The following is a 1,587-nucleotide window of genomic DNA, read 5'->3' as shown; positions in this document are numbered from 1 at the left end:
ATATACAAATGTTACAATCATTTTATAAATAAATTACTTCATGAAGTTATAAAATTAAGACCGTACATATTAGACATATCTAAAATGTACGGTCCTTTTGTTTACTAGTGGTTCACTTATCTAACCTAAAGATAAGTATGTGGTCCTTTTACAATTTGAATTTCTTTGTAAGCTTCTTATATTTTCTATATGAACGTCGAACAATGTTTAACATGAAATACGGTATTTTAACAGGGAAAGGCAATTTATAAATGAAAGGCAAGTAAAAGGTGAAATATGCCTTTTCTAAGTCTCTCCACTTACTATCTTCTTTTGTTTTTAAGAAATCAGATACATCGACTACATATCCCCTTCCATTTTCCATCATCACATTTTTTCCGTGAATATCACAAGGAGTTAATCCTTGCTCCCTTGCATACTCTATAGCTTCATTAATATCAAGGATTACCTGCTTAGGAATTTTAATCCCCTTATGAATAGCATCATATAAGGTAATTTCTTTTAAACGTTTCAATACTATGAAATTTTCTCCTTTATATATAAGATTCGAATAAGAAGGATGATTTCCGATTCTTCGGTATACTTCTGACTCTTTTTCAATTCCTTCTCCTTCTCGCGCGTAAACTTTCACTACCCAATCTTTGTATTCTTTGTGCATAAATACTGCGGCATAATTACCTGTCCCTAAACACTTCCAAAGTCTAGGAATATCTTTAACTACTATAGGCTCGAATTCATCCTCACTTCTTATGCTTACCTCTTTTAATAATTCGTCCTTTATCAATCTCACAAAACTATTTATACTCATCATTTCCACTCCGGTTTTGCTACAAGGGGTACTACCCCATACCCATCAAGTTAAAAAGTACCTTCTTCCCTAATACGAAAAAAATGAGCAGACTTCACTAAGTAACTAACTTTAGCGAAATAAAATTTTCATTTAGGGGGTACTTCAAAACCTTAAAATGGATATTCTACGCAAATATATATTATTGATACAATAAGTTATGTTAACTTCACATAATTATATTATACAAAAACTCAGCAAATATCGTTACAAAAAGTGTACAAGCCATATCTACTCTCTCTAAATAGTTTACTGCGAATCTATTTTAAGGAGATAAGTAAATGGCATATTATGTAGGCTTAAATATATTTGTTTCCCCAAATGCTAATAGTAGTAATGATAGACTTGCTCAAATGTTTATAGGAGCTCAAGACTATTGGTTTGCCTATACCAATGAAGAGTATTCCGCAGATAAAATTGACTGTTTTAATCCAGATACTTTAAAAGATTTACTCCCATATACTCAAGGAGTTAACGAATGGATTGGTTTATTTTTTGCCTGAGGAAATAGATTAGCAGATGGAGAAAGCACTGGGTGCACTTCGTATGTACCGATTGTTCAGAATGGTGAAATAACGGATTTTCAAGCTAATATTGTTGTCACTGATGAAGCAGATCATAGTAACGAAGAAAATGATTTAATGCTTCCTATAGTACCAGCAATTCCTAACCCTATTCTGACACAAGAAGAGGTAGAAAAAGCTCTGCAAAGTCCTAAAGCTTTTTATGTTAAATAATTA

The 1,587-nt window shown here is 32.0% G+C and carries 2 protein-coding genes; one reads left to right on the top strand and one right to left on the bottom strand.

What is annotated here, in order from left to right:
* Window positions 1–148: 148 nt before the first annotated feature.
* Window positions 149–817, bottom strand: a complete 669-nt coding sequence (locus AB3X49_RS22695) for a protein kinase family protein (RefSeq protein ID WP_080001767.1) — start codon at window positions 815–817, stop codon at window positions 149–151.
* Window positions 818–1,128: 311 nt separating this feature from the next.
* Here AB3X49_RS22695 and AB3X49_RS22690 point away from each other — a divergent pair, with 311 nt between their 5' ends.
* Window positions 1,129–1,350 (top strand): hypothetical protein, encoded by a 222-nt coding sequence (locus tag AB3X49_RS22690; protein WP_016095833.1) that lies wholly within the window; start codon window positions 1,129–1,131, stop codon window positions 1,348–1,350.
* Window positions 1,351–1,587: the final 237 nt, after the last annotated feature.

The sequence above is a fragment of the Bacillus sp. C30 genome (genome assembly GCF_040838255.1).
In the GTDB taxonomy this organism is placed as follows: domain Bacteria; phylum Bacillota; class Bacilli; order Bacillales; family Bacillaceae_G; genus Bacillus_A; species Bacillus_A mycoides.
The sequence above is the reverse complement of the archived record's forward strand: the minus strand, read 5'-3'. Positions and strand labels throughout refer to the sequence as shown.

Bases quoted from the DNA above. Each gene is read 5' to 3' on its own strand.
- AB3X49_RS22690 (WP_016095833.1), top strand. From the start codon at position 1,129: ATGGCATATTATGTAGGCTTAAATATATTTGTTTCCCCAAATGCTAAT.